The organism is Bacillus cereus group sp. N14, from assembly GCF_016483555.1.
Classification (GTDB): domain Bacteria; phylum Bacillota; class Bacilli; order Bacillales; family Bacillaceae_G; genus Bacillus_A; species Bacillus_A wiedmannii.
On sequence record NZ_JAEHBQ010000014.1, the window covers coordinates 69,192 to 90,564 of the forward strand.

Below are 21,373 nucleotides of genomic sequence, written 5' to 3' on the forward strand. Positions count from 1 at the left end.
CCTCTTAAAGGAGCTGTTAAAATTGAAATTTTCTTTGATTATGGCCACTTGTGGTAGACGTGATGATATTCTAGATCTACTAAAGTCACTTAAACAACAAACTTATAAAAACTTCGAACTTATTGTAGTAGATCAAAATGACATTCCAATCTCTGAGCTCTTTGAGGAATATACCAATAATTTTTCTATTAACTATATTTATACACCTATTAAAGGCCTATCTCGTGCAAGAAATATCGGCTTACAAGTTGCTAATGGCGATATTATTGCTTTTCCAGATGATGATTGTATTTACGAAACGAATGTCTTAGAGAGCATAGTAGCAACGTTTAACTCAAATGCACATATTCAATTTATATCGACAAACACTACAAACATTGAAAAAACAGGATCTTTAATACATGCGCCTGATAAAGACATCATTCTAAATAATAAGTATGGATTCATGGGCCCCTCTTTCGCTCTGTTTTTTACAAAACAATTTGTACAAAACGTTGGCACATTTAATGAAGATTTAGGTGTTGGATCTGGAACAATTTATGGTGCCGGTGAAGAGACTGATTTCGTACTACGAGGTATGAAAAAAAATTATATAGGTTTATTTAGAAAAAATCTTTTCGTGTACCATCCTGTAAAAGAGGATACTATAGATGAACAATCATTAAACAGAGCTATTTCTTACGCTGGTGGTTTTGGTAAAGTTATCTGTTTACATTATGGATTTCCTTACCTTTTACGTGCAGTCGTTGCCGCTATATTCCGCATGATGCAAAATATATTTAACGATAAACGTAAATTCCATGCAAATCGAGTAAGAGGCATTATCCGTGGATACTTTAAATAATTTTTATTTCCCCTAAAAAAGGTGCAATCATTTTTAATAAACTGATTGCACCTTCTATTTATCTATCTTTCTATTATAGACAAAATAGTCTTTTCTAACCCTTCACGCTACGACGTTTTCGGTACTTCTCCAATAAATCTCTCATACTTATCACCATCATATATATTTTTTTCAAAATAATGAAACATAATTCTTGAAAAAATATACATTTTGAAATGATAGCATTATACGAAAGAATTTAGTATCATGATTCAAGGTACTATTTCAAGTTGGACGGAGGATATTATGAGCTTATTAACAGTCGAAAAACTAGGACATACATTTGGTGATCGTACATTATTTAAAGATGTATCCATGCGCTTACTCGCAGGAGAGCATGTTGGATTAGTTGGAGCAAACGGTGTTGGTAAATCAACATTTATGAATATAATTACTGGTCAGCTTATCCATGATGAAGGTCGTGTAGAATGGACACCTGGTACAAATTACGGTTACTTAGACCAACATACAATTTTAACACCCGGTCGCACGATCCGTGATGTATTAGCAGATGCATTTTTACCTTTATTTGAAAAGGAAAAAGCTTTAAATGAAGTTACAGAAAAAATGGGAACTGCTACACCGGAAGAATTAGAGGAACTTCTTGAGCAAATGGCAGAAATTCAAGATGCTCTTGAAGCAGGTGGCTTCTATTTATTAGATATTAAAATTGAGGAAGCAGCTCGTGGTCTTGGAATTGATGCAATCGGTTTAGATCGTGATGTTGCTGCATTAAGTGGTGGACAACGTACAAAAGTATTACTTGCAAAGTTACTACTTGAACAACCAGAAGTATTACTATTAGACGAACCTACCAACTATCTAGACGTTGAACATATTCATTGGTTAACAAATTATTTAAAAGAATATCCTCATGCCTTCCTATTAATTTCCCATGATACGGAATTTATGAATAAATGTGTCGATATTATTTTCCATCTAGAATTCACAAAAATGACGCGTTATACAGCGACATATGAAAAATTCCTAGAGCTAGCGGAAATCAATAAAAATCAGCATATAAATGCTTATGAAAAACAACGCGAATTTATTAAAAAGCAAGAAGACTTTATTGCGAAGAACAAAGCTCGTTATTCAACGACGGGTCGTGCAAAGAGTCGTCAAAAACAACTTGATCGCATGGAGCGTATTGATCGTCCTGAAACGGCAATTAAGCCAGAATTCTCTTTCAAAGAGTGTCGTGCAAGTAGTCGTTTCGTCTTTGAAGGTGAAGATGTAGAAATCGGATATACACATCCATTATTACCAAAATTAACGATGACAATTGAACGCGGTGAAAAAATTGCAATTGTTGGATGCAATGGTGTTGGTAAATCAACATTACTAAAAACGATTTTAGGCAAGATTAAACCATTAAGCGGTAAAACAAGCCTTGGTGATTTCCTAACGCCATCATACTTCGAACAAGAAGTAAAAGCTGATAATATAACACCGATTGATGATGTGTGGAATACATTTCCTAGCATGGACCAACATCAAATCCGTGCAATGTTAGCAAAATGTGGTTTAAAAAATGAACATATCTCTCGCCCTTTAAGTCAATTAAGTGGTGGTGAACAGGCAAAAGTTCGTTTATGTAAACTAATGGGAGAAGAAAGTAACTGGCTATTATTTGATGAGCCAACAAACCACCTTGATGTTACAGCAAAAGAAGAGCTTAAAAAAGCTATGAAAGCATATAAAGGAACGATTCTACTTGTATGTCACGAACCAGACTTTTATGAAGATTGGATAACAAAGGTTTGGGACGTAGAAGAATGGTCTCAACAAAACTCTTAATTTCTTAAAACAAGCCCTATGCAGACTAAGTTAAGTTTGCATAGGGCCATTTTCATTGAAATAACTTATAAAATTCATTAAGGAGTTTAGACATATAATGCAAAATATATTTTCTCTAAAAGCCAATGCATTTTTTGTAAAGTGTTTATTACTACTATGCCTATTTATTTATGCAGCCATAACATGGTATTCCATATCCATAATTGGAAGTACTTCCGATTCTCGTTTCCTTGTTATAGTCCCACCCATTATTATAGGTCTACTCCTTTTACTTATTGGTTACATTGCGAATAAATATATGTCAAAAATAGTATTTACTATTTCACTTATTACTTTAACTTTTTCGATTCGATTGATCTGGATTCTCAATATTCCAACCCCCATCGAATCTGACTTTGCAGTGATGTACTATAGCGCAGTCCAAGCCGCTAAAGGCGACTTTAGTTTTGCTCAAAATACATACTATACTTCATGGGTGTATCAACTTGGTTTTACAATGTATCAAGCTTCTATTATAAAATTATTCGGAGAATCTCCTACACTGCTGAAGATTTTAAATGTTGCATATTGCACAGGAACAACATTACTGATTTATAAGATTACTTCGAAGGTATTTAATGAATGGTCTGGGCGTATTGCAGGGGTAATATACTCGCTATATATCCCAAGCATTATAATGAGCTCTGTATTAACAAATCAACACCTTGCTACCTTCTTCTTTTACCTTGGTTTTTATATATTAATTACAAAGGGATTAAGCCATAAATATATGTGGATTTTTATAGGAATCTTCCTATCTCTAGGAGATATCATCCGTCCACTTGGTGCCTTAATTTTGATTGCCGTAACTATTTATACTTTTTTACAAGTAATATTAGGAAAATCAAAACAGAGTGTTTTCCATTCTATAAAAAAACTTGTTGGTATTTTCATCATTTTTTACCTTGTACATTATATTATTAGCTACATACTTATATCCACCGGTGTTACACAATATCCGCTCTCTAATCGTGATCCGCTATGGAAATTCACAGTAGGATTTAATCATGACACAAAAGGCGGTTATTCTGAGGAAGATGCAGAATATATTACATCCATTGAAATTGGTGAGGAACGGACAGTCGCGGAAAAAAAACTTATTCAAGAACGCATAGCTGACCCGAAAAAAGTTTTATCTTTATTTAAAGACAAGTTCATACTTATGTGGGCCGATTACGACTCAGCTCCGATGTGGAGTTTATTTGGATTAGAACATAAAGACAATGATATAATCACATTAAAAGACAACCTTATAAAATACGAAAGATATATTTATGTTACCACCTTGCTATTTGGTATATTGTCACTTCTTTATCTTATAATAACTAAACAAAATGAAACTCCTTATACATTATTTTTACTACTAATAATTGGTTATGTATCTATTCATTTCTTAATCGAATATCAAACAAGATATCGTTATTTCATCATTCCTAGCTTTACGATTATTCAAAGCTATGGAGTGTATATATGTCATATCCTAATAACAAAAAGAAACTCAATACAAGATTTAAAATAAAAAGATTATTGAATTTTGTATACACAATACAGATTATCTTATCGACTAATATAAAGGTACACCAAACATGCACAATGCCATATCAACTCTTTGAAATATTCACGTAATAACGCCCTTACATGATTTACAACAATATAAGGAAGCAGTATTCGTTCATTAATAAAAAAGGTAACAATGAAAGCCATCATTGTTACCTTTTTATATTGTAATACCCCATAAGTCGCAAACGAAATTCCTTTAAATTTGGATATGCCTCTAAATTAGACAGCATCCCTTGAATAACTGGAATCCTTGGATTTGGTAATCTCATTTCTGCCTCTAAAACATCTAGCGTAATAAGTAATTCATCATCTTCTAATTGATCAGCTAATGTACGCTTAAAAACAATGATTTCTTTTAAAAAATGCTCCTTAACTTGTTCTTTAATAAACTCTGATTTACAAAGAAACTCTCCAAGTCTTTCTTCATGTAAAACAGGTTCTTCCGAAGATTCTATAAGTCCATCTACTAAATGATCCACCCTTTTTAAAATAAAAGCCGATACATAGGACAAATCAATTTCTGGCGCTTGTAAAATAATTAGTTCTAAATACCCACGGCAGATCCCTTCTACCATAATTACTAAATCTAATAAATACGGCATAACCTTGTCACCATAAATAGACAACAAACTATTTCGATAAAATGCATGAGATTCCAATTTCATTCGCATCATAAACTCTTCTACTTCTTTATTAAAAGGTATAGCATTTTCCCTCGCATGCATAATAATAAATTCTTTATGCTTTTGTATATCATTAAACTGGCAATGCAATTGTTTTGCAAATTTTTCACGCGGCAATAACGATTCTTTTTCAATATCCATCATTTTATTTTGAATCTTGTCATAGTAATATCGAAGTGTTGCTAATAAAAGTTCCTCTTTCGATTTAAAGTATAAATAGAAAGCTCCCTTAGATATGCCACAAGCGGTCACAATTTCCTGTACTGATGTCGCATTTACACCCTTAGTCGCAAATAACTTCATAGCCATCTCTATAATTAAACGCTCTTTTTCTTTCATATCATGTCTCTCCTAAATTTAATCTCGCATCTTATTATGAATTTATTATACCATCCCTTTTCATTGACGGCTGACCAATCAGTCAGTTATATTATGTATTAGACTGACCAGTTGGTCAATACAATACAAAAGGGAGCGCAAACATGAACAAATTCATTAATTTCTCGTTAAAAAATAAGTTCGCAGTTTGGCTACTAACCATTATTGTTACCATTGCAGGTATTTATTCTGGGCTGAACATGAAGCTGGAAACAATTCCTGATATTACAACACCGGTTGTAACAGTAACCACGGTTTATCCTGGTGCTACACCAGAAGAAGTAGCTGACAAAGTTTCAAAACCGATGGAAGAGCAACTGCAAAATTTAAGTGGTGTAAACGTTGTTAGTTCATCATCTTTTCAAAACGCATCTTCTATTCAGATAGAATATGATTTTGATAAAAATATGGAAAAGGCTGAAACAGAAATTAAAGAAGCTCTCGCAAATGTGAAATTTCCAGAAGGTGTAAAAGACCCGAAAGTTTCACGTGTAAACTTTAATGCCTTTCCAGTTATTTCGTTAAGCGTAGCAAGTAAAAATGAATCTTTAGCTACCTTAACTGAAAATGTAGAGAAGAATGTTGTGCCAGGATTAAAAGGACTTGATGGTGTTGCATCTGTTCAAATTTCAGGTCAACAAGTAGATGAAGTACAACTTGTCTTCAAGAAAGATAAGATGAAAGAATTAGGTTTAAGTGAAGATACTGTAAAAAATGTAATTAAAGGATCGGACGTATCTTTACCACTTGGCTTATATACATTTAAAGATACAGAAAAATCGGTTGTTGTAGATGGGAATATTACGACAATCAAAGCATTAAAAGAATTAAAGATCCCGGCTATACCTTCATCACCTAGCGGTCAAGGTAGTCAAAACGCTGGAGCTGGTACACAAACACCGCAAATGAATCCAGCGGCTATGAACGGGATTCCGACAGTTACATTAGACGAAATTGCTGACATTAAAGAAGTCGGAAAAGCAGAATCTATTTCTCGAACAAATGGAAAAGAAGCAATTGGAATTCAAATTGTGAAAGCTGCTGACGCGAATACTGTTGATGTTGTAAATGCAGTGAAAGATAAAGTAAAAGACCTTGAGAAAAAATATAAAGACTTAGAGATTATTTCAACATTCGACCAAGGTGCACCGATTGAGAAATCAGTAGAAACAATGCTGAGCAAAGCCATTTTTGGTGCTATCTTTGCGATTGTTATTATTATGCTGTTCCTACGAAATATCCGAACAACATTAATCTCTGTCGTTTCCATACCACTTTCTTTATTAATTGCTGTATTAGTCATAAAACAAATGGATATTACGCTTAACATTATGACACTTGGAGCAATGACAGTCGCTATTGGACGCGTTGTTGATGACTCCATTGTTGTTATTGAAAATATTTACCGACGAATGTCGTTATCAGAAGAGAAACTGCGCGGAAAAGATTTAATTCGTGAAGCTACGAAGGAAATGTTCATCCCAATTATGTCTTCTACCATTGTAACAATTGCTGTATTCTTACCGCTTGGACTAGTAAAAGGTATGATTGGTGAAATGTTCTTACCATTTGCCTTAACTATCGTCTTCGCTTTATTAGCATCGTTACTAGTAGCAGTTACAATCGTGCCGATGTTAGCTCACTCTTTATTTAAAAAAGAGAGCATGAGGGAAAAAGAAGTACATCATGAAGAAAAACCAAGTAAATTAGCAAATGGGTATAAACGCATACTTGCATGGGCTTTAAATCACAAAATTGTTACATCAAGTATCGCTGTCCTTCTATTAGTTGGTAGTCTTGCACTAGTGCCAATTATCGGTGTAAGTTTCTTACCAGCTGAAGAAGAAAAAATGATCATTACAACGTACAATCCTGAACCAGGGCAAACGTTAGAAGACGTTGAAAAAATTGCAACGAAAGCTGAGAAGCACTTCCAAGATAATAAAGACGTCAAAACAATTCAATTCTCATTAGGTGGAGAAAACCCAATGAGCCCTGGTCAATCAAATCAAGCAATGTTCTTCGTACAATATGATAACGACACGAAAAACTTTGAAAAAGAAAAAGAACAAGTCGTTAAAGATTTACAGAAGATGTCTGGAAAAGGTGAATGGAAAAACCAAGATTTCGGAGCGAGTGGCGGTAGTAATGAAATTAAACTATACGTTTACGGAGATAGCTCTGAAGAAATTAAGCCTGTCGTAAAAGATATTCAAAATATCATGAAGAAAAATAAAGACTTAAAAGATGTAGACTCTAGTATTGCAAAAACGTATGCAGAATACACTTTAGTCGCAGATCAGGAAAAACTAAGCAAAATGGGTCTAACGGCTGCACAAATCGGAATGGGACTTTCTAATCAACATGATCGCCCTGTTGTGACAACAATTAAAAAAGACGGTAAAGATGTCAATGTATATGTAGAAGCTGAAAAGCAAAATTATGAAACAATCGATGACTTAACAAATCGTAAAATTACAACGCCACTTGGTAATGAAGTGGCTGTGAAAGATGTTATGACTGTAAAAGAAGGGGAAACTTCGAATACAGTGAAACACCGTGATGGCCGTGTTTATGCAGAAGTAAGTGCAAAACTAACATCTGATGACGTTTCAAAAGCATCTGCCGCGGTTCAAAAAGAAGTAGATAAAATGGATCTTCCTTCCGGCGTAGATGTTTCTATGGGCGGCGTTACAAAAGATATTGAAGAATCATTCAAGCAACTTGGCTTAGCGATGTTAGCTGCGATTGCGATTGTATACTTCGTTCTTGTCGTTACATTTGGTGGTGCTCTTGCACCATTCGCAATTTTATTCTCGCTACCATTTACAATTATCGGAGCTCTTGTTGCCTTATTAATCTCTGGTGAAACGTTAAGTGTCTCTGCAATGATCGGTGCGCTTATGTTAATCGGTATCGTTGTAACAAACGCAATCGTGCTTATCGACCGCGTTATTCATAAAGAAAATGAAGGTCTATCAACACGTGAAGCTTTATTAGAAGCTGGTGCAACACGCCTTCGTCCAATTTTAATGACTGCAATTGCAACAATTGGGGCTCTTATCCCGCTTGCATTAGGATTTGAAGGTAGCGGCTTAATTTCTAAAGGACTTGGTGTAACAGTAATTGGTGGATTAACAAGTTCAACGTTATTAACACTTCTTATTGTCCCAATCGTTTATGAAGTATTAAGCAAGTTCAAAAAGAAAAAAGCAAAATAAAAAAATAACCTCGCTAATTGCGAGGTTATTTTTTATTCCCAAATACGACTAGAAAATCACCATATCCTTCTTTCTCTAATTCCTCTTTTCGGATAAATCGAAGGGCTGCGGAATTAATACAGTAACGAAGACCATTTGGTCCTGGGCCATCCGGGAATACATGACCTAGATGTGAATCTCCCTCTTTGCTTCTCACTTCCGTACGCGTCATATTATGACTGACATCCATTTTTTCTTTCACACTTGCTGACATAACTGGCTTCGTAAAGCTAGGCCATCCACACCCGCTATCAAATTTATCTAAAGAAGTAAATAACGGTTCATCTGAGACGATATCTACATAAAGTCCTTCTTCTTTATGATTCCAATATTCATTTTGAAAGGGTGGCTCAGTTCCATTTTCCTGTGTTACATAAAATTGCATCTCATTTAGTTTTTCTTTTAAATGAGCATTATCTTTTTGCCAATGTTGTTTAATAAACGCATCCCGCCCTGACCCTTTACGGTATAACTCATAGCGGAATGTATTTTTCTTATGATATCCTTGGTGATAGTCTTCAGCTGGATAAAACGTAGCTGCTGGTAATACTTTTGTCGCAATTGGTTTTGAAAAGCGTCCACTCTTTGCAAGCTCTTCTTTTGAAGCATTTGCTTTTTTATGTTGTTCTTCATTATGATAAAAAATCACTGTTTCATAAGACTGTCCGCGGTCGTGGAATTGCCCACCTATATCAGTCGGATCAATTTGTCTCCAATATATATTTAATAACTCCTCATACGGCATTTTATTTGCATCAAATGTAATTTGTACTGCCTCATAATGTCCAGTCGTTTCTGAACACACTTCTTTATATGTTGGACTCTCTTTATGACCACCTGTATAACCAGAAACAACCTTTATAATTCCTTCCATCTCTTCAAATGGCGAAACCATACACCAGAAACACCCTCCAGCAAATGTAGCTAACTCTACCTTTTCATTTACAGCCATTATTTCACCCCTATTCTATCTTCTGCTTACAGTATGGCATAAAAAACATCATGTTATAAAAGAAAAAGCATCGAACATCGATGCTTTTTCTTTACTTCACCTTATTTTTTCTGGCTTCATTCTCCATTTCATCACTTGTCACATCTAAGACATCTAATAAGAAAATGAAGATTGGAATACCGATAATTAATCCCCATACACCTAAGAAGTGTTCTGAGAAGATTAATACCATAAATGTATAGAAAATCGGTAAGTTTGTTTTTTGCGACATGAACTTCGGATTTAACACGTAACTTTCAAGCGCATGAATTACTGTTACGATAATTAAAATATAAACAACGTACATAATACCGCCAATATTGTAAGCAATCATACAAAGCGGGAATAACGAAATGATAACCCCAGCTACTGGAATTAAACCAAGTAAGAAGATCATTAACGCTAAACCTAATAATTGCGGGAATCCTAATATCCATAGTGCAATAACGGATAAAACACAGTTAACAACTGCAATTAAAAATTGTGCTTCAATTACTTTTCCGAATGAACGTGCAAATTTCTTACCGAAGTACTCAATTTCAGTATAGAAAATTGCAAGTCGGCTTTCTTTAAATTTTGCAGTAAAAGCAACGATACGAGCTTTCTCCAATAAGAAAAATAAACTTAAAATTAAAGAAAGTAATACTTGAAGGCCAAATTTCCCAACATTCGTAATCGATTTATATAAAATGTCAACGCCTTGTCCTACATATTTCGAAAGTTCCATATGATTGACAGCGTTAACTGCATACTTAATTAATTCACTATCTGGTGGGTTTCTTAAAAACACGTTAAATTGATAAATCAATTGTGAAATTTGTATCGTTAATACTGGTAAATATTTGAATAATGTAATAACAATTCCACCGATTAACATTACATATAGAAATGCTATAATGAGCTTTCGATTAATGGGCATGAAGTGATCTAATTTGCGGGAAATAAACTTTTGGAATCGATCCATTAAATACGTGAGAATAAACGTAATTAAAATTAAATTCAACATACTTTGCAGCCCGTATAACACGAGAGCAAGTATTACTAATACGAGAAACCTCTGAAATCCTTTGCTTTGAAACAGGTTTTTTATTTGCATAATCGACGAGTACTCTCTCCTGTCCTATAAAGTAAAACGTTAATAAGTAGATTTTTTCTCTCTTCTCTACCTTTAATTATTTATTCATATAAAGATTTTTATAAACTTATTATAGATCTCTCTTAGCAGATCCTATAGTAGCTTACTTCTTATTTTACAATACAATGACCTAATTCAAAATGTATTCTACACAGTATTAATGAAGATTTAAGGAAACTTACATTTTTTTAAAATAGGTCTTACCACTACTGTAACATAAAAAGCAAGCTATCAGTAGAAATCTGTCCTACAAATAGCTTGCTTTTCTCATTTTTTTAAGTAAGTTTTATTAGCCAATGAATGGCATAAACATCGGTATGACAACTACAGTTACAACCCCTACTACTGTTACAGCAATACTTGCCATAGCTGCCTCTACTTCACCCATTTCAATTCCTACTGCCACTCCTAATGCGTGACCTGCTGTTCCAAGTGCTAAACCTTTTGCAATTGGATGTTTTACTCTAAATGTTTTTAAGAATAATGCTCCTAATGCGTATACAATAACCGCGTTAAAAATAACTGCAAACGATGTAATTGCTGGTATACCACCAATACTTTCAGAGATCGGTAATGCAATTGCTGTTGTTGCTGCTTGTGGTAACATTGAATTCATTACTGCTGTATCTAGACCAATTGCTTTTGCAACAATGAACACGACAATTACTGAGCAAATAGATCCAACCACGATAGCCGATAAAATTTGCCACCAATATTTTTTCAACTTATCCACTTGTTTATATAATGGAATTGCAAACGCGATTGTTGCTGGTTCTAAGAAGAAGCTAATCATTTTTCCGCCAGTATTATATTCTTCAAAAGTAAAGTTACCTACTTTTAGAAAGACAATCCCTAATACCATCGCTACGAATAATGGTGTGAATAAGAAGAATCCTTTTGAATGCTTAAATAATAATGTTCCGATTCCGTATGCGATTAATGAAACGACGATTCCGAAATATGGAGTCATTGTGCTTGCCATGTTCATTCCCTCCTAACAATATATACTAAATTGGTTACGCAACTTTTCCGTGCTTGCGTCCTTTATTTACTACTTTCAATTCTTTCGTATCTTCTATTTCTTTATCGTCTTTTCCTAAAATAAATTGTGCAAATAATCCTGTTACAGCGAGTAAAATAATTGTTGCGACAACAATTACAGTTAAAATTTGTACAAAATATTGTCCCATTACACCGAGAGAATTAATAACCGAAATACCTGATGGAACGAAAAGGAATCCGATAATACCTGTTAAAGCCGTTCCGAGTGATTCAACTTGTTCCAATTTAATAACTTTTAAACATAATAGGCTAAATAAAATAACTAATCCGATCACCGATGAAGGCATCGGAATTGGTAAATGCGTTGCAATAATATTAGAAACTAACATAATAGCTGAAAATATGAATGCTTGTGATAAGAAACTATATACTTTTTTCGTACTCATTTTGGCCACCTCTTTCGATTTGGTACCTTTATTGTATAAGATAAAAACAAAACTGTAAGCGTTTACATAGCGGAACGTCAAATATACAAAATTAGTTACAAAAATAGGCAGACGAAATACAAAAAGCTACTTCTTAAATACGAAGTAGCTTTTTGAGTTCTTTTGCATATGTACGGCTAACAGGTACTTTTGATCCTTCTTTCATAATTAAATTATATGTAGAATTGAACCATGGTTGTATTTCTGTAATATGATTAATATTTGCAATAAAACTACGATGGACACGCATAAAACTTGCTTGTGGCAACTTCTTTTCCAAAATTACAAGCGTATCATGTGTTACATACGTTTCTCTCATTGTTTTTACTGTCACTTTTCCGTCCACAAGTCCTACATATATAATATCTTCAATATTCACGAGTACAATCGATTCTTCAATTGGTAATGCTAATTTATGCATCTCGGTCGTTACGTCTACACTCTTTACTTCTTGTTTTGTTTCTAATTTTATTTGTTTTTGCTTTTTATATTTCTTTAATGTCTGTACGATACGTTCTTCATCAAATGGCTTTAAAATGTAGTCTAACGCATCTACTTCAAATGCTTGCAATGCATATTGATCATAGGCAGTAGCAAACACAATTGCAGGGGGATTTTTCATCTTCTTTAATATATTTGCAATTTCAAATCCGTTATCATCAGATAGCTGAATATCTAGGAAAACAATATCTGGTTTGTTTTTCATTAATTCCTCTAATGCATCCTCTACACAATCCGCCTCACCAATTATCTCTACTTCTTTCGTTTGCTCTAATAAATATTTCAATTCATCACGCGCTAACATTTCATCATCAACTACTAATACTTTTAACACTCCGTTTTTCCTCCCCTACTTTTTTCGGAATTACAAAGAGGAACTTTGTCCCTTGCTCTAATTCACTTTCAATTTGAAGCATTGTCTCTTTCCCAAATAACCCGATAAGTCGTTCATTAATATTATATAAAGCTGTTCCAGTCCCTTTCTTTGATGGAACTACCATTTTTCCTAATTGTCCTAGACGTTCACTCTCAATTCCTTGTCCATTATCTTGGACTTCAAAATGCACCATCCCCTCTTTTTCAAACACATGTACTTCAACTTCGCACACCGGCTGCTTTTTCGGAAAAGCATGGCGCAATGCATTTTCAACTAATAGCTGCAGTACAAATGGTGGAACTAAGGTCGTCTTTAACTCTTCCTCAATGTACATCTTCACTTCATACTTATTCGGAAACCGCGCTTGTTCTAACGATAAATATGCATGTACATGATTTAACTCTTGTTCTAATGGAATAAGCAATTGGCGTGCCCCTTGCAAATTACAACGAAAATACACGCTAAGCTGCAATAATAATTTTCTCGCTTTTTCTACATCTGTTCGGCATAAAGCCGATACAGTATTAATTGCATTAAATAAAAAATGCGGATTGATTTGTGCTTGTAACGCTTTTATTTCAGCATCTTGCAATAACTTACTTTGTAACTCTGCTTCACCTAACTCAAGTTGTGTAGAGAATATTTTTGCTAACCCTTCTGCTAATTCCTCTTCCACACGACTTAACTGGCTAGAATTTTTAAAATATAATTTTAATGTCCCAATTGTATTTCCATGTGAAGTTAGTGGAATAACGATTGCCGCCTGCAAAGGGCAGCCTTCATGTTGACAATTAATAACCTCACGCGATTTCGCTTTCATTATTTTCCCTGTGTTCAACACTTCTTTCGATAAACCAGTTATTAAACTATGTGAAGGAATATGGTGATCTGATGCTAATCCAACGTGAGCTAATATTTTCTCTGTATCTGTTAAGGATACCGCATCTGTTCCCGTAAAGCGGTGAATAATTTGTGCCACATGTTTACAAGAATCCTCTGTTAATCCGCGGCGAAAATATGGTAATGTTTTGTCAGCAATTCGTAATACTTTATGCGTTTGTAAAGCTTTCGCATTTTCTTCCTGGCGCAAAATAGCTTGTATCATAGAAAGTAAAATAAAACTCCCGAAACTATTTACAAGTATCATTGGTATCGCAATTGTTTTCACGATACTAATCCCATCCTCTACGATTAATAAGATCATAATCATCTCTAAAGAAACGATAAACACACTTAAAATCGCTGAAAATTTAGGCGTAATTGCACGATTATATTTTTTAAAAATGTATCCAATATACCCCGTTATAACACCTGCTAAAATTGATGAAATTGCACAACTTAGCGCTGTCGTCCCGCCAAGCATATAACGGTGAATACCAGCAATCGATCCCACTCCAATTCCGACGATAGGACCACCAAGCAGTCCACTAATTCCAACACCCATAATACGTGTATTCGCAATTGTACTAGATGACGAAACACCTTGTAGCCAATTTTCTTTCATAATTGTATTCCCGGCAATTTCAATTCCTGTGTAATTGCTTACAATTGTAAACACTGAAAAAATACAAATAAGCTTAAGCTTATCTACATATCCATCTTGTCTATGAAGAAGGCGCCTGAACGTTTTAATATGAGAAAGTAAAAATCCTAAAATAACAATAAGTCCAACACGTTCAATCATCATAAGTACTAAATTTAGCATCTGTGATTCATTCCTTTTTATATGAGTTAGTTTTATTATGGGAAAATAATGAAGTGGGCGTCAAGGAGAATGCAATATCTTTTGAAATATTTTACACATAAATATCCCCTCTTTATTTGACAATCTAATAGAAGAGTGCTAAAAATAAAGTAATATAATACAGTCCTTTAACCCAACCCCGTGAGGTTGAGAAGGAAGTCGGAATATACTATACGTATGGTCTTTTTTAGGGATACGTATGCTTTTTTGGCCTTCTCATCATATCAGGTGAGAAGGCCTTTTGTTATTCTTCCATAGCGACTGTAGAAAAAATAAGGAGGAGTAATGATGAACGTCACTACTGATGTACAATCAACAACAGAGGAAACGAAGGAGAAAAGATATAAAACATTGTTTGGTTCTGCGCTAGGATATGCAGCAGAAGGTTTAGATATGTTGCTCTTATCTTTCGTACTCGTCTACATTTTAAAAGAATTTCATTTAAGCCCTGTTGAAGGTGGAAACTTAACATTAGCTACCACAATAGGAATGCTAATTGGGTCTTATTTATTTGGATTTATTGCTGATTTATTTGGGCGTATCCGTACGATGGCCTTCACAATCTTACTATTCTCACTAGCAACAGCACTTATTTATTTCGCAACAGATTATTGGCAATTATTAATTCTTCGCTTTTTAGTTGGAATGGGAGTTGGTGGTGAATTCGGGATTGGGATGGCCATCGTAACTGAAACATGGTCTAAAGAAATGCGCGCTAAGGCGACATCCGTTGTTGCACTGGGATGGCAATTTGGCGTACTAGTCGCTTCACTCCTTCCAGCATTTATCGTCCCGCATTTCGGATGGAGAGCTGTTTTCTTATTTGGGCTCATTCCCGCTCTACTAGCTGTCTATGTACGCAAAAGTTTAAGTGAACCGAAAATATGGGAACAAAAACAACGATACAAAAAAGAGTTGTTACAAAAAGAAGCTGAAGGTAATTTAACAACTACTGAGGCAGAACAACTAAAGCAAATAAAAAAGTTCCCACTTCGAAAGTTATTTGCCAATAAAAAAGTAACGATAACAACCATTGGTCTTATTATTATGTCATTTATCCAGAACTTCGGATATTATGGAATTTTTACATGGATGCCAACTATTTTAGCGAATAAATATAACTACACATTAGCAAAAGCGAGCGGTTGGATGTTCATCTCTACGATCGGCATGCTAATTGGAATTGCAACGTTTGGTATTCTAGCCGATAAAATTGGCCGCCGTAAAACTTTTACAATCTATTATGTCGGTGGTACTATATACTGTCTCATTTACTTCTTCTTATTCACAGACTCAACATTATTGTTATGGGGAAGTGCATTGCTGGGATTCTTTGCAAATGGCATGATGGGAGGATTCGGAGCAGTTTTAGCTGAAAACTATCCTGCTGAAGCTCGATCGACAGCAGAGAACTTTATTTTCGGTACAGGACGTGGGTTAGCTGGATTTGGACCTGTTATTATCGGATTACTTGCTACAGGTGGTAACTTAATGGGAGCACTATCTCTCATCTTCATTATCTACCCAATCGGTTTAGTTACAATGCTATTATGTGTCCCAGAGACGAAAGATAAAGTATTAGAATAGATTGAAATTGTACAGAGTACTATCCCCTTCGAAAAAAGTAGTTAAATAAATAGTAAAGAGGAAGCATCTCAAATGAAATGCTTCCTCTTTTTATATAAATACAATTCTTTATTTTGATTTACTAGCTTTTTGGAACAAGAAGGAAGTTTTCTCTTCTTCTTTTACAATACCTTGTTTTAACGCTAATTCCCCTGCAACTTTAGGCGCTAGCCATAGCATTGGGAATAACAGAATAGATACTGGGACAGCAGTTACTACGATGAATGATTGTAAGGCGTTAATACTTCCCTCACCCATGTATAAAAGAATCGCTGCAACTGCGCCCATAATAAGCGACCAAAACACTCGCAAACTAATTCTAGGATCTCCATCTCCAGTCACTGCCATTGAAATCGAATACGCCATAGAATCTCCTGTTGTCACTACAAATAAAATTGTTAATAAAAGAAATGCAGGTCCAATAATATTAGATAGTGGCAGTTGCTCTGTAATTGCAATCATAGCCGCCGGCATACCAGATTCACTTAATGCGGTTGAGATAGAACCAGGATTCATTAACTCATAAAACACACCTGATCCCCCTAGTATAGTAAACCAAAACGTTGTAATAATAGGTGCAATAATTCCAATTGCAACGATGATTTCTCGGATTGTTCTTCCTCTTGAAATACGGCTCACTAAAATTGCCATCATCGGTCCGTATCCAATAAACCATCCCCAGAAAAAGATTGTCCATGATCCTAACCAACCTGAATCCCCACGATATGTGCTCATTGGAATAAATTCATTTATATAAAATCCAAACGAAGAAACAAATGAATCGATAATAAATCCACCTGGTCCAAACAGTAATACGAATACCATTAATAAAACTGCTAACCTAACATTTAAATCACTTATAATTTGAATCCCTTTATCAATTCCTGTTACCGCAGATATAGTAGAAACAGCTACTACACAAACAATAATGGCTAATTGAGTAGTAAACACATCAGGAATGTCAAACAATGCTTGTAATCCATAACTTGCTTGTAGTCCTAAAAATCCAATTGGACCAATTGTCCCTGCTGCTACTGCAATAATTGCAAACACATCGATCGTTGTTCCAAGCCAACTCTTTCGCAATTTCTCTCCAAAAATAGGATATAAAAGCGTTCGAGGTTTTAACGGCATACCTTTATGATAATGTCCGTACATCATAACTACCGCACTAATTGTTCCTAAAATCGTCCAAGCGAGGAAACCCCAATGCATATAACTTTGTGCTAAAGCAGGCATTACTGCTTCTTTCGTTCCAGCAGTTATACCCTCATGTATTGGTGGCACCGTCATCAAATGGTACATCGGCTCTGCAGCTGCCCAAAAAACGCCACCTCCGGCAAGTAATGTAGACATAATAATAGCGAGCCATTTCGTCGTACTAATCTCAGGTTTTTCTAGCCCCCCAAGTTTAACTCTCCCATATTTTGAAAACGCCATACACATGGCAACAACAAATGTACCAATTAATAAAACCTGCCAAAAGGCACCAAAATATTTAATTGAAACTGCAAAACTGCTATTAATGGCTCCCTCTACGTAACTTTTATTTAAAATAACTGCAATTACAAATAATAAAAGTGAGCCACCACTAATAAGAAATACAGGCCAATCCGTTTTTCGACTCTTCATCCTCATTTACACTTCCTCCTTCCTCAGCAATCTAAAAAAACAACTTTATTATGTTTTATTGTTTACACCCAAAACATAATGATTATATAAGCATAATAATTCATCGATTTTCCACACACTTATGTTGTCCCTAAAAATATGCTAAATCCCTTATTTAAAAGAAAATTTCTATTCCTATTACATAAAAAAGCAAAACAAAAGACCTTATATTTCTATAAGGTCTTCGAAACAGAAATTTGATTATAACATAAGGAACTCCTTGGTTCAAAAAGCTCCTTCCAAAAATAACCGAGAGTAAAGGCTTCCATTTGCTATGTAACAGTAATTAAAAAAAATTATAATTTGCACAAAAAAACTATACTAAATATTATTTATGAAAGAAATTTGGCTTCAAAACTTCATTCGGATACGGTTTATGATAAATATGAGTAGTAGCTGGAGATAACGGTGGAATGAGCCACACCCAATTGCCTGTTACAACCCGCCCACACGCTGCTTCTTGCTTCTCAAATTGTTGAAATTGTTGTGCAGCTGTATGGTGATCCACAATACTAACCCCTTGTTTTTTAAAAGAATGTAAAACAGCCACGTTTAATTCAATTAGCGCCTTGTCTTTCCATAGCGTACCGTTCCTCGATGTATCTAGATTCATCATCTCCGCAACAGCTGGAAGTAAATTATAGCGATCATGATCCGCTAAGTTACGAGCCCCAATCTCCGTTCCCATATACCATCCATTGAACGGAGCTGCCGTATAAGAAATACCGCCAATTTCTAAGCGCATATCTGAAATCATTGGAACCCCATACCATTTTGCTCCTAAAGATGAGATTGGGTACTCTGGATGTTCAATCGGTACCTCTTTCACTTCTTTTTTAGGAATTTCTTTATATACGGGTTCTTTTCCATCGACAGAAAACACAAGTGGCAATACATCGAAATTCGTACCTTCTCCTTGCCAGCCAAGTTCCTGACAAAAATCCGTAAACGCAGTGGAATGAGAGTCACCAATCACTCCCATTTCTGTTTTATATCCTGCATACCGAATCAATTGGTGATTATAAATTCGTATATTATTTTCTTCACCTTGATATTGCTTAAAAATTGTAATTGTCGGTTTAACTTTCCCATCGTTCGTTGCATATTTAATATGATGAATTAATGCATTATATACACCTTCCTCATCATTTACTTCACGTGCATCTAATATGTGCATCTTACTCCAAAATAGTCTTCCGATACATCGATTACTATTGCGCCATGCCATTCGCGATCCATGAACAAGTTCTTCAAATGTATGCTCATACGTCCCCGTCTTCTCTATCTCAACTTGAATTTCTTTCACACGCTCTTCTATGAATTGCTCTTTATTAAGCTCTTTATAGCAAATCGTAATAAACTGACTCGCTTCCTCTATTAATTGTTTCGTTTTACTCATAAACGATCTCCTTCTATTTCAACAAAACGTTCTACTTTACAGTATAAGCAAAAAGAATAAGAGTCACAAATGAAAGTCGAAGTGTTACTTTTATTGTAATATTTTTCAGAAAATTAGAGACATTACTATTGACTTGTATAAAAAATAGGTGTATTTTTGACTCAGGTAAATTATTTTTACCTTGACCAACTTTTAAAGAGAAAGGAGGGAATATCATGTCTTCATTTCAATTGCCAAAGCTTTCATATGACTATGATGAACTAGAGCCATATATCGATAGCAACACGCTTTCCATTCATCATGGAAAGCACCATGCGACATACGTAAATAACTTGAATACCGCTTTAGAAAACTATACGGAATTACATAATAAGTCTTTAGAAGAGTTACTATGTAATTTAGACGTTTTACCAAAGGAAATTGTTACAGCTGTAAGAAATAACGGTGGTGGTCACTATTGTCATAGCCTTTTTTGGGAAGTAATGAGCCCGCGAGGTGGCGGTGAGCCTAATGGAGACGTTGCAAAAGTAATTGATTATTATTTCAATACCTTTGACAACTTAAAAGATCAACTGTCCAAAGCAGCAATTAGCCGTTTTGGAAGTGGCTATGGGTGGCTTGTCCTTGATGGTAGAGAACTTTCCGTTATGAGTACACCCAATCAAGATACACCTTTGCAAGAAGGTAAAATTCCATTACTCGTCATCGATGTATGGGAACACGCCTATTATTTAAAGTATCAAAATCGGCGTCCAGAATTTGTTACCAATTGGTGGCATACAGTGAACTGGGACCAAGTAAATGAAAAGTATTTACAAGCAATTCAATCACAAAAACATTAGTCGTGCGTATAAGGTAAGTTTGGTAATGTAAAATTAGTATTGTCGAAATCCTCCAGAATCCCCCGGATTGCCACCGGGGGATTTATGATTATTCCATTGCATGTATGTAATAACGTAATACTTGCTCTATGTCTATTTTCACCTCTCGGAACGGGAATCCTAATTCACTAGCTTTTCCATTATGTAATGTGCAATTAATCACTTCATTATAAGGCGCTACATTATCTCCTACTTCTTGAACGAGCGCTTTTATTCCCGTACTTTCTTCTATAAAATGAATAACTTCGCCAGTAGAAACTACCCCGTTGCTACAAGCATTAATTGGCCCTTCTATGTCCTTCATCCCGCACCAAGCTAAAAATTCTCCTGCTTCTTTTTCATGTATAAATGACAACTCTCCATCTAAATGATTCACGGCAACAGGCTCTTGCTTCACAATATATTCAACGTAAAATTGTAACCTTTTCGTATAATCGTTTTCTCCAATAACAACTGGAAAACGCACTGCAACAACTGGGAATGTCGCTTGTTGAAATGAAACCGCTTCGGCTAATCGCTTGCCTTCACCATAAGTAAAATCCTTTCTACCACCATACGTAATGGCATACTCGTACGGATTAAAGTTCTCTTCTAATAAGCCTAGTGCTGGCTCGTAAACAGCCTTTGAAGATGTCATAACGTATTTCTTCGTTTTTCCTCGTAACACTTCACATACTATCTTTGCTGCATTCGAGCTATAGCATAAATTATCGTATACGATATCATAACTTTTATCTTCTAAACGCTCTGCTAGTTGTTTTTCATCTTCTCTATCTACAATCAGCCTTTTTACTGCACTTCCAAAAGAATCTTCTGTAATCCCTCTCGTCGCAATCGTTACATCGTGTCCATCTTGCAAAAGTGCTTCTACTAAATGTTTACCAAAAAATCTTGTTCCCCCTAGCACCAATACTTTTTTCAACTTCATCATCCTCATTTTGATAAAATGTAAAATAATA

At 35.0% G+C, this 21,373-nt stretch carries 16 protein-coding genes; 6 read left to right on the top strand and 10 right to left on the bottom strand.

The window, feature by feature from the left end:
* Positions 1-22: 22 nt before the first annotated feature.
* From JDS82_RS19420 to JDS82_RS19430, 3 genes are all read left to right on the top strand, one after another.
* A complete protein-coding gene (locus JDS82_RS19420; RefSeq protein ID WP_199713774.1) occupies positions 23-844 on the top strand; it encodes a glycosyltransferase family 2 protein in 822 nt (273 codons plus the stop codon).
* Between the two features lie 246 nt (positions 845-1,090).
* Positions 1,091-2,683, top strand: coding sequence for an ABC-F family ATP-binding cassette domain-containing protein (locus tag JDS82_RS19425; protein WP_074651465.1), 1,593 nt, complete (start codon positions 1,091-1,093; stop codon positions 2,681-2,683).
* Between the two features lie 97 nt (positions 2,684-2,780).
* Positions 2,781-4,241 carry an ArnT family glycosyltransferase gene (locus tag JDS82_RS19430; protein ID WP_199713775.1) on the top strand — a complete coding sequence of 487 codons (1,461 nt, stop codon included), beginning with the start codon at positions 2,781-2,783 and terminating at the stop codon, positions 4,239-4,241.
* A gap of 190 nt (positions 4,242-4,431) precedes the next feature.
* Here JDS82_RS19430 and JDS82_RS19435 read toward each other — a convergent pair whose 3' ends face one another.
* Positions 4,432-5,304, bottom strand: a complete 873-nt coding sequence (locus JDS82_RS19435; RefSeq protein ID WP_000659617.1) for a TetR/AcrR family transcriptional regulator — start codon at positions 5,302-5,304, stop codon at positions 4,432-4,434.
* Between the two features lie 143 nt (positions 5,305-5,447).
* On the opposite strand from JDS82_RS19435, the gene JDS82_RS19440 reads away from it, so the two are divergent.
* The gene (locus tag JDS82_RS19440; RefSeq protein WP_001031851.1) at positions 5,448-8,564 is read left to right on the top strand and encodes an efflux RND transporter permease subunit; all 3,117 of its coding nucleotides are present in this window, start codon (positions 5,448-5,450) and stop codon (positions 8,562-8,564) included.
* A gap of 25 nt (positions 8,565-8,589) precedes the next feature.
* Here JDS82_RS19440 and msrB read toward each other — a convergent pair whose 3' ends face one another.
* The 6 genes from msrB to lytS form a co-directional block, all read right to left on the bottom strand.
* Positions 8,590-9,555, bottom strand: a complete 966-nt coding sequence (msrB, locus tag JDS82_RS19445) for a peptide-methionine (R)-S-oxide reductase MsrB (protein WP_199713776.1) — start codon at positions 9,553-9,555, stop codon at positions 8,590-8,592.
* A gap of 91 nt (positions 9,556-9,646) precedes the next feature.
* The gene (locus JDS82_RS19450; protein WP_001165999.1) at positions 9,647-10,690 is read right to left on the bottom strand and encodes an AI-2E family transporter; all 1,044 of its coding nucleotides are present in this window, start codon (positions 10,688-10,690) and stop codon (positions 9,647-9,649) included.
* A 328-nt stretch (positions 10,691-11,018) separates the two neighbouring features.
* On the bottom strand, positions 11,019-11,711 hold the full coding sequence (gene lrgB / locus JDS82_RS19455; protein ID WP_000168869.1) for an antiholin-like protein LrgB: 693 nt from the start codon (positions 11,709-11,711) through the stop codon (positions 11,019-11,021).
* 34 nt (positions 11,712-11,745) lie between these two features.
* Complete coding sequence (lrgA, locus tag JDS82_RS19460; RefSeq protein WP_000104908.1) at positions 11,746-12,177, bottom strand: antiholin-like murein hydrolase modulator LrgA; 432 nt, start codon at positions 12,175-12,177, stop codon at positions 11,746-11,748.
* 133 nt (positions 12,178-12,310) lie between these two features.
* On the bottom strand, positions 12,311-13,051 hold the full coding sequence (locus tag JDS82_RS19465) for a LytR/AlgR family response regulator transcription factor (protein ID WP_000921823.1): 741 nt from the start codon (positions 13,049-13,051) through the stop codon (positions 12,311-12,313).
* Positions 13,029-14,798 (bottom strand): two-component system sensor histidine kinase LytS, encoded by a 1,770-nt coding sequence (gene lytS, locus JDS82_RS19470; RefSeq protein ID WP_000933595.1) that lies wholly within the window; start codon positions 14,796-14,798, stop codon positions 13,029-13,031. The genes JDS82_RS19465 and lytS overlap by 23 nt, the downstream gene beginning before the upstream one ends.
* 327 nt (positions 14,799-15,125) lie before the next feature.
* Here lytS and JDS82_RS19475 point away from each other — a divergent pair, with 327 nt between their 5' ends.
* Complete coding sequence (locus JDS82_RS19475; RefSeq protein WP_001103427.1) at positions 15,126-16,424, top strand: MFS transporter; 1,299 nt, start codon at positions 15,126-15,128, stop codon at positions 16,422-16,424.
* Between the two features lie 108 nt (positions 16,425-16,532).
* Here the strand turns inward: JDS82_RS19475 and JDS82_RS19480 are convergent, their stop codons facing one another.
* Both JDS82_RS19480 and JDS82_RS19485 read right to left on the bottom strand, forming a co-directional pair.
* Positions 16,533-18,101: a BCCT family transporter gene (locus JDS82_RS19480; RefSeq protein ID WP_064459783.1), complete on the bottom strand. Its 1,569-nt coding sequence runs from the start codon at positions 18,099-18,101 to the stop codon at positions 16,533-16,535.
* Positions 18,102-18,462: 361 nt separating this feature from the next.
* Complete coding sequence (locus JDS82_RS19485) at positions 18,463-19,533, bottom strand: nitric oxide synthase oxygenase (protein WP_098058547.1); 1,071 nt, start codon at positions 19,531-19,533, stop codon at positions 18,463-18,465.
* Between the two features lie 215 nt (positions 19,534-19,748).
* Here JDS82_RS19485 and sodA point away from each other — a divergent pair, with 215 nt between their 5' ends.
* Positions 19,749-20,375, top strand: coding sequence for a superoxide dismutase [Mn] (gene sodA, locus JDS82_RS19490; protein WP_000094064.1), 627 nt, complete (start codon positions 19,749-19,751; stop codon positions 20,373-20,375).
* Positions 20,376-20,463: 88 nt separating this feature from the next.
* Here sodA and JDS82_RS19495 read toward each other — a convergent pair whose 3' ends face one another.
* Positions 20,464-21,351 carry an NAD-dependent epimerase/dehydratase family protein gene (locus JDS82_RS19495; RefSeq protein ID WP_199713777.1) on the bottom strand — a complete coding sequence of 296 codons (888 nt, stop codon included), beginning with the start codon at positions 21,349-21,351 and terminating at the stop codon, positions 20,464-20,466.
* Positions 21,352-21,373 lie beyond the last annotated feature (22 nt).

Excerpts from the sequence above, each read along its gene's own strand:
- JDS82_RS19425 (WP_074651465.1), top strand. The coding sequence starts at position 1,091 with ATGATTCAAGGTACTATTTCAAGTTGGACGGAGGATATTATGAGCTTA.
- msrB (WP_199713776.1), bottom strand. The coding sequence starts at position 9,555 with ATGGCTGTAAATGAAAAGGTAGAGTTAGCTACATTTGCTGGAGGGTGT.
- JDS82_RS19430 (WP_199713775.1), top strand. The coding sequence starts at position 2,781 with ATGCAAAATATATTTTCTCTAAAAGCCAATGCATTTTTTGTAAAGTGT.
- JDS82_RS19480 (WP_064459783.1), bottom strand. The coding sequence starts at position 18,101 with ATGAGGATGAAGAGTCGAAAAACGGATTGGCCTGTATTTCTTATTAGT.
- JDS82_RS19450 (WP_001165999.1), bottom strand. The coding sequence starts at position 10,690 with ATGCAAATAAAAAACCTGTTTCAAAGCAAAGGATTTCAGAGGTTTCTC.
- lrgA (WP_000104908.1), bottom strand. The coding sequence starts at position 12,177 with ATGAGTACGAAAAAAGTATATAGTTTCTTATCACAAGCATTCATATTT.
- JDS82_RS19495 (WP_199713777.1), bottom strand. The coding sequence starts at position 21,351 with ATGAGGATGATGAAGTTGAAAAAAGTATTGGTGCTAGGGGGAACAAGA.
- JDS82_RS19435 (WP_000659617.1), bottom strand. The coding sequence starts at position 5,304 with ATGAAAGAAAAAGAGCGTTTAATTATAGAGATGGCTATGAAGTTATTT.
- JDS82_RS19475 (WP_001103427.1), top strand. The coding sequence starts at position 15,126 with ATGAACGTCACTACTGATGTACAATCAACAACAGAGGAAACGAAGGAG.
- lrgB (WP_000168869.1), bottom strand. The coding sequence starts at position 11,711 with ATGGCAAGCACAATGACTCCATATTTCGGAATCGTCGTTTCATTAATC.
- JDS82_RS19440 (WP_001031851.1), top strand. The coding sequence starts at position 5,448 with ATGAACAAATTCATTAATTTCTCGTTAAAAAATAAGTTCGCAGTTTGG.
- sodA (WP_000094064.1), top strand. The coding sequence starts at position 19,749 with ATGTCTTCATTTCAATTGCCAAAGCTTTCATATGACTATGATGAACTA.
- JDS82_RS19485 (WP_098058547.1), bottom strand. The coding sequence starts at position 19,533 with ATGAGTAAAACGAAACAATTAATAGAGGAAGCGAGTCAGTTTATTACG.
- lytS (WP_000933595.1), bottom strand. The coding sequence starts at position 14,798 with ATGCTAAATTTAGTACTTATGATGATTGAACGTGTTGGACTTATTGTT.